Below are 14344 nucleotides of genomic sequence, written 5' to 3'. Positions count from 1 at the left end.
AGTTGCAATGTTGTTTCTTAAAGGTCCGAAACTCAGTCCAAAGGCGGCACAGGCAGCCCGCGCTTGGCATAGAAGGCGTCGACAAAGGTGGCCAATGTACCCTGTTGAATAGACTCGCGCAAACCAGCCATGAGCACCTGATAGTGCCGTAAATTGTGGATGGTATTGAGCATGCTTCCCAGCATTTCGCCGCACTTGTCCAGATGATGCAGATAAGCGCGGGAGAAGTTCTGGCAGGTATAGCAGTCACAGGTCGGATCCAGCGGCGAATCATCATGGCGATGGAACGCGTTGCGGATCTTGATTACACCGGTATCAATAAACAGATGCCCGTTGCGGGCATTGCGGGTTGGCATCACGCAATCGAACATGTCCACACCGCGGCGCACACCCTCAACCAGATCTTCCGGCTTGCCAACTCCCATAAGGTAACGAGGTTTGTCAGCAGGCATCATCGCCGGCAGGTAATCCAGCACCTTGATCATTTCGTGCTTGGGCTCGCCTACCGACAAGCCGCCGATGGCCAGACCATCAAAACCGATCTTGTTCAGACCTTCGAGCGAACGCTCGCGCAGGTTCTGGTGCATGCCGCCCTGAACGATACCGAACAAGGCCGCCGTGTTGTCACCATGGGCATTCTTGGAACGCTGGGCCCAGCGCAACGACAACTCCATGGAGACACGCGCCACGTCTTCGTCTGCCGGGTACGGCGTGCACTCGTCAAAAATCATCACCACGTCGGAGCCCAGATCGCGCTGGACCTGCATCGACTCTTCAGGGCCCATGAACACCTTGGCGCCATCAACCGGCGAAGCAAAGGTCACGCCCTCTTCCTTGATCTTGCGCATGGCCCCCAGGCTGAACACCTGGAAACCACCCGAGTCAGTCAGGATCGGACCTTGCCACTTCATGAAGTCGTGCAGGTCGCCGTGCTTCTTGATCACTTCAGTGCCAGGACGCAACCACAGGTGAAAGGTGTTACCCAGAATCATCTGCGCGCCGGTATCGACGATATCGCGCGGCAGCATCCCCTTGACCGTGCCGTAGGTACCGACCGGCATGAAGGCCGGGGTCTCGACCACACCGCGGGGAAAGGTCAGACGACCGCGACGAGCCTTGCCATCAGTGGCAAGCAGCTCGAAAGACATACGACAGTTGCTCATGCTTGATCCTCAGGGGCCGGGGCAGGAGCCGTCGGCGCAGGATTGCGGGTGATGAACATTGCATCACCGTAACTAAAGAAGCGGTACCCATGCTCAACCGCAGCCTTATAGGCCGCCATGGTTTCGGGATAACCGGCGAACGCCGAAACCAGCATCAGCAGCGTGGATTCAGGCAAATGGAAATTGGTCACCAGGGCATCGACCACATGGAACGGCCGGCCCGGGAAGATAAAGATATCGGTATCGCCACTGAACGGCTTGAGCACGCCATCGCGGGCTGCACTCTCAAGCGAACGGACGCTGGTAGTACCCACCGCAATCACCCGCCCGCCCCGTGCACGGCACGCCGCCACGGCATCTACCACATCCTGGCCGACTTCCAGCCATTCAGTGTGCATATGGTGATCTTCAAGACGCTCGACCCGCACCGGCTGGAATGTACCGGCGCCGACATGCAGGGTCACAAATGTGGTCTCGACACCCTTGGCGGCAATGGCCTGCATCAGCGGCTCATCAAAGTGCAGCCCTGCCGTCGGCGCAGCAACAGCGCCGAGGCGCTCGGCGTACACCGTCTGATAGCGCTCACGGTCCGAACCTTCATCCGGACGATCGATATAAGGCGGCAACGGCATATGCCCGACGCGGTCCAGCAGAGGCAAAACCTCCTCGGCAAAGCCCAGTTCGAACAACGCATCGTGGCGCGCCAGCATCTGGGCTTCGCCACCGCCATCAATCAGGATTTTCGACCCGGGTTTAGGTGACTTGCTGGAGCGCACATGCGCCAGCACCCGATGACTGTCGAGCACCCGCTCAACCAGAATTTCCAGCTTGCCGCCCGACGCCTTTTGGCCGAACAAGCGGGCCGGAATCACCCGGGTATTGTTAAACACCATCAGATCGCCCGGGCGTAAATGCTCAAGCAAATCAGTGAATTGACGATGTGCCAGTGCCCCGCTCTCCCCATCCAGGGTCAGCAGGCGACTGTTACGGCGCTCCGCCAAAGGATGGCGTGCGATGAGTGAATCGGGGAGCTCGAAAGTAAAGTCAGCAACGCGCATGATAGGTTTCGTCTAGCAGGGCCGGGAAGTTTAACGGACTTAGTAAAAATAGACCAATAAGTTGTTGACCGACCTAAACCTCATCTCTATACTTCGCCGCCATTGAGCCCTGATGGCGGAATTGGTAGACGCGGCGGATTCAAAATCCGTTTTCGCAAGAAGTGGGAGTTCGAGTCTCCCTCGGGGCACCATCTAGCAGTATCTGCAAGTCTCTTACAGGACTCGCAGCACAGGAAAACCGGCCACCGAGCCGGTTTTTTTGTGCCTGACGATCTACCCCTGTCTCCCCCTATCCGTTGTATCCCTGTATCCCCACTTGTATCCTGAGAAAAATACCGAACTTTGGGATACAAGGATGAAGCGCGCAGACATCAAGCGCCGCCCCCTGGCCGATACCACGCTGGCCGGGCTGGAGGCAGAGTCAAAAGAATATCGAGAGCTTGATGGGGGCGGTCTCTACTTCCGGGTAAAGCCTGACGGCGGCAAATCCTGGCAACTGCGCTACAAACGCCCGGCAGGCAATTGGGCCTGGATGGGGCTCGGGGGTTATCCGGAGGTCAGTGGTGCCGTGGCACGAGAGAAAGCTGCTGAACTACGCAAAGTAGTGAGTAGCGGTGCCGACCCTCTGGAACAGAAACGTTCTGCCAAAGCTGCCATCGACATTGCCAAAGCCCGCACCTTTCGCGCAGCCGCTGACGCATGGCTCAAGGCCAAAGAAGAAAAAGGCCTGGCACCCTCCACCCTCAACAAGATCCGCACCTACCTCGACAAAGACATACTCCCGGCACTTGGCGACAAACCTCTCGACGACATCACCCGCACCGACTGCGCCGACCTGCAGGCCAGCATTGAGGCTCGTGACGCCCACAACGTTGCCGAGAAATGCCGCACCTGGGTCAATCAAATCTTTGGCCGGGCCATTGGCTTGGGACTGACAGAGAACGATCCGGGGAGCCGCTTGCGGGATATTGCCGCGCAAGCTCCCAAGACCCAGCAACACCCTCACCTTCTCGAGCACGAGCTGGGTGAGTTTCTTCAGGCACTCAAAAACACCCCCAGCAGACTCACCGCTCGCACAGCGGCATGGCTTTGCCTGTGGACAGCCTCAAGGCCGGGCATGGTCCGTTTTGCTGAGTGGAAAGAAATAGACCTTGAGAAAGCCCTGTGGACCACACCGGCAGAGAAAATGAAGATGCGCAGGGATTTTGTAAGCCCTCTACCCAAGCAAGCTATAGAGGCGCTGAAGGAGTTGCAGTCATTAACCGGCCGTAGTCGGTGGCTATTCCCCGGAGTCGGCGCAAAGAACCCGACCATCAGCGAAAACACCATCAACAAAGTGTTCTCCACTATTGGCTACAAAGGTCGTCTTGTAGGTCATGGCACTCGACACACCGCGAGCACACTCCTGAGGGAGCATGGCTGGCCAAAAGAGCATGTAGAGGCTCAACTGGCACACAAAGAACAAGGCATCTCCGGGATTTACAACAAGGCCCAATACCTCGATAACCGCATCAAGATGATTCAGTGGTATGCCGACCACCTTGAAGAACTAAGCGCCGGGAATGTGGTGCATGCAGACTTCGGGAAAGCGTTGTGAGCGCGCGCCTTCACTTCAAGAAATCCGGTGTTACCTGTGTTACTCGTGTAACGCACGTAAATAACTATAAGAAATAAAAGAACTTTTCCCATGTAACACGCAAAAATTAACCGCAATACACAGCGTGTAACGTGATCATGCTATGTAACGGCTCTCCCTAGCCATCAAGCTGCTACCAGAGAAAATCAGTCACACAAAAGCGCTGGGGTGATACCCATAAACTTGGGCGAGGGGCGAGTGAATGGACAATGAAAATATGCCGTACGGGGTCCTGGAGATTGCAGGCTTCGACGTCAGCAGTCTGCTCCACGAACAAAACGAAATAGAGCAGGCTGTTAGAGAGTTAGCGCTTTATCCTCAATTTCACGAACACTTCAAAGAAGCCTTCGGGTTAATTGACTACGCCACTTCATTTTGGCTTGAAGATCTTTGCTACTCAGACGCCGCAGGTTCTGTGATCGCAACGCTATATCGGCTTCGCGACCCCATAGAAGAACATGCGGACTGTGCCAATCCAGCCACACTATCGGATGTCATACGGCGACTCTCCCGCGTGGACAAGGAAGCTGAAAACTCTCAACTTGTAGCCACTTACGCCTTGGTTCAAGCCACCCAGGGGGTAACGGTTCTTGCCAATTGGCTATTTGAAACCGAAGTGTCCGTTTACGACCTGGATGAAGACCTTGTCGTCCATTTGCATGCAGCAGACCCGAAGAAGTATGCAGCCCTCGTCCAAGAGGAACGCCTCAAAGACAGAGACATTGAAATAGAAGCCCGCGAATCCTTTCGCGAATTTCTGGGGGACGCTCAACGAGCTCTGATGCTGGCAGAGCTGTGCAAACAAATTGAAAATATTGACGTATCCAAGAAGTCATTCAATGTCTCCAGCTTTTTACACAAACCACTCAGTAGCGCATTTTCTTCAAAGGCTTTTCAAAGAGCCTCAGCCGCAGGTAAAGCCAACAGCAAGCCAAACTCAGAGAAACAACTGAACGCATTGCACACGTTTCAAAGAGTGACTCAGTCAGCAAAGCGCCATATCGCATTAAACCCAAAAATATCCGCTTCTGAGCTAGTGAAAGCGCTAGTAGAAAGCGATGGAATTGCTTCATCACCAACCGTCAGGAAATACCTGAAGAAAGGTCGTTTCCTGCCTCGTTGAAATTCAATAAAAAAGCAAACCGTGTTTGCTTTCCTGCCTCTCTCTAGCCTGTGCCTGTCTCTCACCATACAGGCACGACTATGACCCTCTCTCGCACTTCAACACTCAACAACCTGCCACCACGCGACCCGGCAACGACCTTAATCCGCATCAATGAAGTCATGGCCATCGTCGGCCTTGCACGCCCTACTATCTACAAACTTATGCAGCAACCCGAAAGCCGTTTTCCCACTCCCGTAAAACTGAGCAACAGCAACGCCCGGGGCGCGCCAGTTGCCTGGGTGCTGGAGGAAGTGCAGAGCTGGACACTTGCCCGCATCGCCATTCGCGACAAGGTGGCCGCATGACTCCCCTCTTCCTGCCACATACCCTTCTCGATGCAATGGACGTCTTTACGACCTCATTACCGGGGGCTGCAAAAGGGCAAGAGCGTCTGCTCGCCCTGCGAAACCGGGCCATTGCCGAAGGCGCCCATGTTCTGATTTTGGCTTGGCCAACACTGGATTGGGTGCTGCTGGCTGTAGAGGTGCCCAAAGGCGTAGTCATTGAGGATGCACAACAACTCATCCCCAACCTGCTGGCCAATCCTCGCGCGCTGGAGCACATGCGCTCCGAGTCCCGCAAAGGCCAGCATCTGAGCTGGTTGACCCTGACTCGTCCAAACACCACCAAGCACTAACGAAAACGCCCCCGGCTGCAACCGGAGGCGTTGAGGTGAATCTACATGCCCGCTCAATTTATGTTGCATCAAGAAATACCGCAAGACCTCCGCTCAGTTGCGCTTTGCCAAAGGGAACGTTACCCTTTTGCCGTCGCTGCAAAATCAGCGAACGGGTTTGACGGCCCGATCAACAATAGGCGCACAGGCGCCCCCATAACGATTGCAGGCGCTTTTTTTGCGTCCGCATATCCGTTTTATGGCGGCTGTGCGTGGGAGACCTTCGGGTCTGCCGGGTTCCTATTGTCCCGGTCCGTCAACCTGCGCACAGCTGCCACCCTAAATCGTTTGACGGCGGTTCGTGGCAGCTCCTCAACAATAGGAGTTACGCCAAATGAATCACGCCCTCAATCCGTCCAAAATTCGCGCCGCAGCTCATCGAGCAATGGCTCTCGCCGCTTTACACGCCGACTCCAGCCTCACCACCCGCCTCGCCCGCTACAACCTCCACATGTCCAAAGCCCGCGCCCTCGCTTCTGGAAGGGGTGGCCAATGAACTCCTCACCCTTGGTCCATACCGTTGGTGGCGCCACCTTCGCCAAGTGCAACGCCGAAAACCAACACCTTTTCACCGTCAATGCCGGTGTATCGGGCGAAGAAGCCCTGCAGCACGCGTCTCTCCTTATGAGCTGCGTCAACACCCTCACGTTCCTCGGCGCCATGGACGATGGCAACGAAGCCATGCGATGGGCCTCGCACTATCTCAGCGAGATGGCCAAAGCGCTCATTGATGACGTCACCCTGGGGCTGCAACACGCTCAAGACGGTGGCCTATGAGCCCCCCAATATCCCATTCACGTCGACCGACGTTCGCCCAAGTTAAACGCGCCGCTCTACAAAATATTGATCGTGTACTCACCCACTGGTTGCCCAACGGCAAACGTGTGGACGGCGGCAAGGAGTACACCGCTCCCAATCCCACCCGCAACGACAAGCATGCAGGGTCGCTCAAAATCAACCTGAGCAAAGGGACGTGGGCCGACTTTGCAACCGGTGACAAGGGCGGCGATCTGATTGATTTGGTGCGCTACCTGGATGGCTGCACCGACGTAGAAGCCTGCAACAAACTTGCAGAGCTACTGCGAGTGAGCGCCGAGGACTCACGCTCAAAACCAACACCCACCAAAAGCCCACCTGCCGAATGGGTTGCCATTCAGCCGATCCCGACCGAGGCCATGAACAAGTGCCCCGCCAAGCATCGACAACACGGCACGCCATCCAAAATCTGGACCTATCGCGATACTCAAGGCCAGCCACTTATGGCGCTTTATCGCTTTGACCTAGGTATCGACGAAGACGGCAAAACCAAGAAAGTCTTCGCTCCGCTAACGTGGTGCCAGAGCTCAGATAACCAATCGATCCAGTGGCGGTGGCAAGGCTTGCCCGAGCCTCGCCCATTGCTGCGACTGCACGAGCTCAGCCTGCAAGGTCATACCACAGTGGTGCTGTGCGAAGGTGAAAAAGCCGCAGATGCTGCCTCCGAACTCTTTCCAGACTACGTGGCCACCTGCTGGCCAAATGGCTCGAATGCCTGGCACAAAGCCGACCTGTCCCCTCTCAAAAATCGCACGGTCGTGTTGTGGCCCGATAACGACCCGAGCGGAACAACCTGCATGGAGGCCGTTGCTAAAGAACTGGAAGCAATCGGAGCCGATTCAGTTCGCGTAATTGCGCTGGAAAACTTCAAACGCAAACCAACCCTCAAAAATGATCTGCCCGGTTTCGCCAAGGGCGGTACGTGGGAGCAAGGCGACGATGCAGCGGACGCACTCGCCAAAGGCTGGACATCGAGCCACATTGCCGAATTGGAGCGCACTGGCGAACTATTTGGTGTTGCCCCTGCCCCAGCCGCAGAGACCAAGGTAAAAGCACCGGCCAAGCGTGCGGCGAAACCCAAGACAGACACTCTACCCAGCGGCTTTCGCCTGACTCACGAAGGTGTGTTTTACTCCGGTGAAGATGGCGAGTCCCGCCCTGTGTGCTCACCACTTGAAATCCTCGCTCGCACACGCGATGCCAAAGGTCATAACTGGGGTTTGCTGGTCGAGTTTGACGATCCGGACGGCGCCAAAAAACGCTGGAACATTCCGGCGCGTACCATGACCGGCGACTTCGGAAAGGACGTTCTTGGTCCGCTGGTAGATATGGGCCTGCGCCTTGCTGGAACACGCTCCAGCCGCAATGCACGCAACGACTTACAGAGCTACTTCCAAGGCTTCGACAGCGCACAGCGCGCACGCTTGGTCACACGACTGGGCTGGCATGACAGCGCCTTTCTACTGCCAGAACAGCAAGTCGGTTCCCACACTGAGCACCTGCACTTCTACGAAGCAGGCGCCCAACTGCCGCCTATCAGCGAGGCTGGCACCCTGGAGCAATGGCAAGAGCAAATCGGCGCCTTGTGCGTTGGCAATCATCGCTTGGCATTTGTGGCCAGCGTGGCGTTTGCTGGACCAGTGCTGCACATGCTTGGTCATGAATCAGGCGGTTTTCACCTATACGGAGATAGCTCGGGCGGTAAAACCACCCACCTGCAAGTCGCTGCCTCGATCTACGGCGGGCCGCGCTTGGTGCGGTCATGGCGCTCGACCGATAACGCACTGGAGTCCATCGCTGCCGCGCACTCGGACGGCCTCCTCGTCCTCGACGAAATCGGCATGTGCGACCCCCGCATCATTGGCGAAACCGTGTACATGCTCGGCAACGGCACCGGCAAAGCACGTGCTAATGATCGTGGCCAAGCTGGCCGACAGGTTCAAGAGTGGCGTTTGCTGTTTCTCTCCACCGGCGAGAAAACCTTGGCGCAACACATGGCCGAGGCCAACAAAGAGCTCAAAGCTGGCATGGAAGTACGCATGCTCGCCGTACCTGCAGATGCCAGTAAAGGGCTCGGCATGTTCGACGTACTTAATGGTTTCGAGGACGCTGCCGCCCTTTCTGACGCACTCAAAGCCCGAGTGGCCAAATACTACGGCACACCGCTCACCGCCTACCTGCACGCACTGTGTACGCCCGGAGAAATGCTCAGATGGTCGGTGATTGTCCGTCGCACGGTGGAGCAATTCATCACCCAAAACTTACCCCCCTCAGCCAGTGGACAAGCCCAGCGCGCGGCCCTTCGCTTCGGCCTCGCAGCAGCGGCCGGAGAATTAGCCACCGCTTTCGGCGTCACCGGCTGGCCCGATGGCACGGCCACGACCGCCGCACGGGTGTGTCTGCACGCATGGTTGGCAGAGCGTGGCGGCGCGGGAAACTTCGAGGGCGATGCGATTTTGGCGCGGTTTCGTCAGGTCATTGAGCGCTTTGGAGAAAGCCGTTTCACGCGTTGGGAGTCGGCCGCCGCCAAGATCGATGAGCATGGCCCGCGCACGATTGATCGGCTGGGCTTTCGCAAGACGATGGAACACGGCATGGGCGACGCCCTGCACACGACCAACACCTATTACGTGCTACCCGAAGCATGGCGGTCCGAAATCTTCCGGGGCATGAACCTGAGTGCGGTTAATAAAGAGCTTCTGCGACGAGGTGTTCTAGAGCCTGGAAAGGACGGCAAAGCCTCGACCGCAGTGCGACTACCGGGACTGGGCCTGCAGCGTTGCTACGTGGTTGTCGCAGTACCCGAACAAGGCGATAACGGCGGCCAGGCGACCTAAATACGGCTGCGTCACGAGGAACGCAGGCTCACTTTGGCCTGGCCCGCCAACGAAAAAAACCAATCCATCTTTCGCATTTAGGAATTCGCCATGAACAAGCTAAAACAGAAACAAGCCACTCTGACTCAAGAACTGGAAACACTGGAACAAAGTCTTCCACAACTGGAGGCTGAATGGCGCAATACACCCAGCGAATTCAGCGCTAATGGCAACGCAATTGGAAGTCCGGAAGGCAGAGCAGCTGCGGATAAGCTATCAACCGTAGAAGCACGCATACGCGCGATTCCAGGCGAACTCGCAGCAATTGATCGGAAGATTCAACACCTAGAGCGCCTGGGAAAAATTGATCAGGTCAAAGCTGACTCTATTAAATCAATGACCGATGCAGCTGCTGAAGTCGAAGCGCTGGAACGAAAAAAAGCGCATATGAGTGAGCGGTTTCAGACGATTCAATTGGAGGCAGATCACGCACTGGAAAAAGCGCAAAAAGCCGAGCGTGACGCTGCAACGTCCTACGCCAAAAGCCTGGCAGATGGTGACATCGAGGGGGAAAAAACAGCGAGCAGCGAAATGCAAAAGGCAGCAAAACAACTTGCAACAACGGACGAGCAGGTCAGAAGGCAGGATCTTATCCTCGGCGCTCTACAAGTCGAGCTTGATACCATCGAGACTCAAATCTTGTCTGCCCGCCAGCGCGGAGATGAAGCTAAAGCAGCAGCGTTGAGCGCCGTTGGGTTTGCGTTGGACGAAGAGTGGAACGCTGCGACCGAGCGACTGGTGGCGGTGGGCGCCCAGATACTTGCCGTAAGCTATCAAAAAGGCGGAATGGGAGATGCTTTGTCTGGGTTTGAGGTGCCTCGATTCGGCCCCTTCCATTCGAGACTTGATCGTGCCGATTTGGCAGCGGTCGCCCGTAACATCTCACTGGAAGAACTACTCGCCGCGTGAACCGAAACAGCCCGCTCTCGCGGGCTGTTTACTTTTCCAGTTTCTCGCACTGCAAGACGGTGGAACTTCAGATAGCCCGCAGATCGATCAACTCCGTTGAACCAATCTGATCAGGCAACCTTTCCTACCTTTACGAGGTCAGGCCCGAAACGGTTGTTGTGACAGGTCGCAATCGGCTATCGGTAGATGCTCACCCGGGTCAATTTCATGCCAAGAAACCAACGAATCTACCGCTTACGCCTCCAAAATTATCCATAGGCGGCTCTTTCTGAAAGGGAGCGGCTTGACGTTAAAGTGAAAAGCAATCGCGTACTTATACAGGGATCCCGACCAGATAATTGAAGCCTACCAAGCAGTTAGCGTCCGGCCTCGTCTGAAGCAGGCTGCGTCCCAAGAGCGTCAAGAGGTGCTGATGCTGCAGGATCGAAAATTAATATGCCATTCCCGAGCTTTACCAATGCAGCTTGACCCGTTAAGTTTGGCTGATGGCAATGTGCCAATTTTGGGGCTAGGGTAAATGTCAGGACGACTTTGTTATTAATGCTATCTATATGAACTAGCATTAAAGCCATTGGCTCCTGCAAGACCGCGGCTATCTATATGGAAATACACAATAAAGTACGGGCTGCATATGCTTGATACAAAAAAAGCCAGGGAGCAAAACGGTAGAGATTCATTCAGCAGATATCGCGCTCAGGTCAGATCTGCAGCGGTAGCCTCGCTCTCAATACTGGAGGGAGCGAATGTAGATAGGGTTTACTGCGATCTTCATGATGATTTCGTTATTAGAAAAAAAGATAAAGATGGATTTTCTTATATCTTCTATCAGGTTAAAACAAAAGGTAAGCAAAACCACAACTGGACTATCAATGAAGTTTTTGGTCTTAATACCAGGCTAAAAGATCAAACCAAACAAAGCTCCGACTCCATCAAGGACAGCTTCATAGGAAAACTATTACTTCACACCGTTATCTTTGACGAACATTGCAACTCCGTCATTTTCCAGACCAATGTAAATAATAGCGATGAAGTTGACGAACTATTGACTGACATTGAGTCTGGAGCTTTTGCTAGTAAATTCTCAAAGGTTATTCTTGAACGCTTTACAGAGTGTTTTGGGGATGACTGCATAACGTATAGCCCAGAGGAAGCAAAATCAAAACTATCAAAGCTTTCATTTGAGTCAGACGTGTCTTTCTTGAAAGATGGAGATAATTACTTTGAGTTAATAGTAAAGGAAAAAATATATCAATTCAGCGAGATAGATCTAGAACGCGCTGAGTTCAGGGAAATTCTACTACGACTTCTTGACTTGGTAGAAAGAAAGTCAAGTGGAGTAATTAAGACCTGGGATGCTGAATCTATTGAAAGCTGCGCGGGCATATCAATCGATGATCTTCTCACCATATTAAGCATTTCAAAAGACGCATATCATAGTCTTTTGAAAGGTGGTGATAGTAGCGCCATAAAGTCAGCATCAATGATTCAGAGAGCATTGAAGGCCGGCGGGGCAGACACGTCAATGGTCATGTATTGCTCCAAATGTAAAACAGATTGGGACCTTTGGTTTAGAAATGCTAGGCATGTCATACAGGAACTCGACCTGCTATCTATCTCTGAACGTGTAGGCACCACTCTTAAGAACACGGTAGACCTACAAGGTTTTTTAGCCTTAAACAGCCTGCGCATGCCAATTAAAAACCTGCTCGCGGAACTCGAAGCACAAGGCCTACGATTCGACCTCACCGAGGATCTCCTGTTAGGTGGAATTTTCTCTGCGTTTGTGAGAGGTAAATCATGAACTTTGAAAACTTTTTTTCCTCAATTGCCGACAAGAGTATATCGCTGCCAGTTGCAGAATTCGGATCGAGTCGACATCAGTTAAATAACGAAGCACTTTTTCAGCTGCCATTGATATGCTTGATTGTATTATTAATGGCTAAGGACAAAAGAAAACCGAGAGTCTCTGAAGTTGGCCAACTAGTCGGGGAAAGTATTGAGGGGGCCATGCCTGGATTTAAGGGATCCGCTCAGCACTTGGGCTGGTCTGCAAACTTAAGAGTCAGAACAGTAAAAGCCATAACATTCCTCGAAAAGACCTCACTCATTGAAGTTAACAACAGACAGAGTCGCCTCGCTATTACTGAGTTAGGGAAGAAGATCATTTCCAGAGCAACAAGCCAGGATGATGACCTCTCATACAACCTGGCATATATAGCTAGAGCCTACAGAAATATATGCGTTGCGAAGCAGCTTGACTTGGAGTTGGAATGAAACTTATAAGTTTAAAAATATTCCCAAATGGCCAGCTGGGTTGGGGATCTGGACTCTTAACTTTCGGGAAGGATATAACTCAACTACTTGGGCCTAATGGATGTGGGAAAACCCCGGTAGTTCAGTCCATTCCTTTCTGTTTAGGTTTTCCAAGTATTTTCCGAAATGATATATATGACCGGTGCAAGCATGCAGAGCTTACGGTCGCATCTGACAAAGGCAATTTGCTTTTACGCCGAATATACAGCAGAGAGTTAGACGTCGAAGTAGTAGAACCTACAGGTGTAGTTCAAAGATTCTATAACGAAAAGGATTATTCTCGCTATATATTTGAATGGCTTGGCTTGACAGTTCATAACTTAGTTACTGTGGGCAATCAGCCTGGCGCAGCTTACCTTGCTACGCTGCTGCCCATGTACTACTTAGATCAAGATGGCGGCTATAGTGAAATTTATTGCCCTCCAAGTAAATTCATTAAAGATCAATTCTCAGAAATGATGAGAATGGTTTTTGATTTACCTGTTAAAAATTCGTTTGATGTAAAGAAAGATCGCTTCAGGGCAAAAGAGCGTTTAGATTTTCTAGACAAAGACACTCAGACTCTTTCCAGAATGGTAGAGACTGCTAAAAGTAATATTTTAGAAATCAAAAAATCCAGACCTGAACTGACATTGGAAATATCGCAGTTAGAGTTTGAAGTGGAAAATCTCCAAGGTGCCGGAGCCAGCAGGGATGACTCCATTGGTGCGTTGGATCGCTTGATATCCAATCATCGAAACACCATTAGAGAAGTATCATCAGAAATCAATCAGTTACAAAGGCGCAATCTCGGAATAGGTAAGATCGTTCACGAAATCAATACAGAAATAGAAACTCTTAACCTCAATGAAGAAGCGCGAAGAGTGTTTCTATCATTCAGAGAAATTTGTGGCGCGGACTTATGCCAGCTATTCTCTTCAAGCTCCGAATCTTACAGTAAAAACCTACTATACCTTCGCGATCAAATTAAAGACTTAGAACGAAATGCAGGTCTTGACGAAGTCAGAATTGAAGAACTGAATCGTCAACGCACAGCTCAAGAGGTAGCCATTCAAGCTTTAGTTGATGAGCGTAACTTATCAAGCACCAAGAGTGAAATATCAACACTAGTAGAGGCTATTACAAGACTAAAAAGTCAGATCTTCACACTTCAAATTCAGTTGAGCGAGCTTGACAAAGTAGCCGTGCTGGAAGAGAAGCAGTTCAAGGCGCTAGTAGAGCGTGATAAGGCGCTGACTCTTTATGAATCATTTACGGCAGACCGGTCACACTCTCCAGATCTGATTAAAGTACGGTCGGATATTCGGCGCTACTTTATAGACTGGCTCGACTTACTACACACATACAACGTCAGTAAAGATATCACGTTTAAAGATGATTTTACGCCACTATTAGGCGTCGAGACCATATCTCAACTGAAAGGTAGTACGAAGATTCGAGCTGTACTGGCGTACCACGCGGCAGTTTTCCAAGTTTTTGCTGAAAAGGGAGTAATGGGTTTCAGGTTTATGATTTTGGATACACCTAAGCAACATGAAATAAATAATGACGATTTAGGTCGATATTTAAGCGCTTTGAAAGCATTGTGTGTCACGCATGGTGCGCAGATAGTTTTCTCAACTACCGAATACCATTACGACGGGGATGACAACGACGTCGAGTGGCTGCCTCCTTACGAAGGACAAGAGCAAAAAATGTTCTTGAGCCTTGGCGGCATAAACGATTAGAAGCG

General features: G+C 52.5%; 12 protein-coding genes and 1 tRNA gene. 11 read left to right on the top strand and 2 right to left on the bottom strand.

Annotated features, from left to right (window positions below; all coding sequences use genetic code 11):
* Nucleotides 1–32: 32 nt before the first annotated feature.
* Together tgt and queA are read right to left on the bottom strand one after the other, a co-directional pair.
* Entirely contained in the window at nucleotides 33–1148 is a 1116-nt protein-coding gene (gene tgt, locus AOC04_RS01365; protein WP_060696840.1) for a tRNA guanosine(34) transglycosylase Tgt, read from the bottom strand.
* A gap of 11 nt (nucleotides 1149–1159) precedes the next feature.
* Nucleotides 1160–2221, bottom strand: a complete 1062-nt coding sequence (queA, locus tag AOC04_RS01360) for a tRNA preQ1(34) S-adenosylmethionine ribosyltransferase-isomerase QueA (RefSeq protein ID WP_060690817.1) — start codon at nucleotides 2219–2221, stop codon at nucleotides 1160–1162.
* Nucleotides 2222–2327: 106 nt separating this feature from the next.
* On the opposite strand from queA, the gene AOC04_RS01355 reads away from it, so the two are divergent.
* From AOC04_RS01355 to AOC04_RS01305, 11 genes are all read left to right on the top strand, one after another.
* Nucleotides 2328–2412: transfer RNA gene (locus AOC04_RS01355), tRNA-Leu, on the top strand.
* A 164-nt stretch (nucleotides 2413–2576) separates the two neighbouring features.
* Nucleotides 2577–3818, top strand: coding sequence for a tyrosine-type recombinase/integrase (locus AOC04_RS01350; RefSeq protein ID WP_060690816.1), 1242 nt, complete (start codon nucleotides 2577–2579; stop codon nucleotides 3816–3818).
* A gap of 241 nt (nucleotides 3819–4059) precedes the next feature.
* Complete coding sequence (locus AOC04_RS01345) at nucleotides 4060–4980, top strand: hypothetical protein (RefSeq protein ID WP_060690815.1); 921 nt, start codon at nucleotides 4060–4062, stop codon at nucleotides 4978–4980.
* Nucleotides 4981–5060: 80 nt separating this feature from the next.
* Nucleotides 5061–5327 (top strand): helix-turn-helix transcriptional regulator, encoded by a 267-nt coding sequence (locus AOC04_RS01340; protein ID WP_060690814.1) that lies wholly within the window; start codon nucleotides 5061–5063, stop codon nucleotides 5325–5327.
* Nucleotides 5324–5659: a hypothetical protein gene (locus AOC04_RS01335; protein WP_060690813.1), complete on the top strand. Its 336-nt coding sequence runs from the start codon at nucleotides 5324–5326 to the stop codon at nucleotides 5657–5659. Before AOC04_RS01340 ends, AOC04_RS01335 begins: the two co-directional genes overlap by 4 nt.
* Nucleotides 5660–6190: 531 nt before the next feature.
* A complete protein-coding gene (locus tag AOC04_RS23710) occupies nucleotides 6191–6475 on the top strand; it encodes a DUF3077 domain-containing protein (protein WP_060690812.1) in 285 nt (94 codons plus the stop codon).
* Nucleotides 6472–9351 carry a DUF927 domain-containing protein gene (locus AOC04_RS01325; protein WP_060690811.1) on the top strand — a complete coding sequence of 960 codons (2880 nt, stop codon included), beginning with the start codon at nucleotides 6472–6474 and terminating at the stop codon, nucleotides 9349–9351. Before AOC04_RS23710 ends, AOC04_RS01325 begins: the two co-directional genes overlap by 4 nt.
* A 90-nt stretch (nucleotides 9352–9441) precedes the next feature.
* On the top strand, nucleotides 9442–10299 hold the full coding sequence (locus AOC04_RS01320; protein ID WP_060690810.1) for a hypothetical protein: 858 nt from the start codon (nucleotides 9442–9444) through the stop codon (nucleotides 10297–10299).
* Between the two features lie 631 nt (nucleotides 10300–10930).
* Nucleotides 10931–12100, top strand: a complete 1170-nt coding sequence (locus AOC04_RS01315) for a dsDNA nuclease domain-containing protein (protein ID WP_060690809.1) — start codon at nucleotides 10931–10933, stop codon at nucleotides 12098–12100.
* Nucleotides 12097–12573 carry a hypothetical protein gene (locus AOC04_RS01310; RefSeq protein ID WP_060690808.1) on the top strand — a complete coding sequence of 159 codons (477 nt, stop codon included), beginning with the start codon at nucleotides 12097–12099 and terminating at the stop codon, nucleotides 12571–12573. The genes AOC04_RS01315 and AOC04_RS01310 overlap by 4 nt, the downstream gene beginning before the upstream one ends.
* Nucleotides 12570–14339, top strand: coding sequence for a hypothetical protein (locus tag AOC04_RS01305; RefSeq protein WP_060690807.1), 1770 nt, complete (start codon nucleotides 12570–12572; stop codon nucleotides 14337–14339). Before AOC04_RS01310 ends, AOC04_RS01305 begins: the two co-directional genes overlap by 4 nt.
* Nucleotides 14340–14344 lie beyond the last annotated feature (5 nt).

The sequence above is a fragment of the Pseudomonas versuta genome (assembly GCF_001294575.1).
Classification (GTDB): domain Bacteria; phylum Pseudomonadota; class Gammaproteobacteria; order Pseudomonadales; family Pseudomonadaceae; genus Aquipseudomonas; species Aquipseudomonas versuta.
This window is presented reverse-complemented; position numbering and strand designations above follow the sequence as displayed.